Genomic DNA, 358 nt, shown 5'->3' with positions numbered 1-358 from the left:
CCTTGCCGGCGCCGCTGCCGATACGCTGCGGTGGTGTCGATGGCACCGCGGTGGGGGTGGCACGATGAAGCGCCTGCTCTGGACCCTGGCCGCGCTCGCGGCCCTGCTGCTGGTGGCCGTGGCCGCCGTGGTGTCGCTGAACCTGCGCGGCGAAGACGCATTGCCGGCCACGCCGCAAAGCTTTGCCTCTACCCCTGAATTGATAGCGCACGGCGCATACCTGGCGCGGGCTGGCAACTGCATGGGCTGCCACACCACGCAGGGCGGCGCGCCCTACGCGGGCGGGCGCGGCATAGCCACGCCGTTTGGCGTGGTCTACACCTCCAACCTCACGCCCGACGCCGCCACCGGCATCGGC

Annotated in this window: 1 pseudogene; it reads left to right on the top strand. The window is 71.8% G+C overall.

The features are described from left to right. Positions 1-64: 64 nt before the first annotated feature. Positions 65-358: pseudogene (locus QZH66_RS18865) on the top strand (cytochrome c); the annotation flags it as partial.

It is taken from the genome of Stenotrophomonas sp. YIM B06876, from assembly GCF_030711595.1.
In the GTDB taxonomy this organism is placed as follows: domain Bacteria; phylum Pseudomonadota; class Gammaproteobacteria; order Xanthomonadales; family Xanthomonadaceae; genus Stenotrophomonas.
The sequence above is the reverse complement of the archived record's forward strand: the minus strand, read 5'-3'. Positions and strand labels throughout refer to the sequence as shown.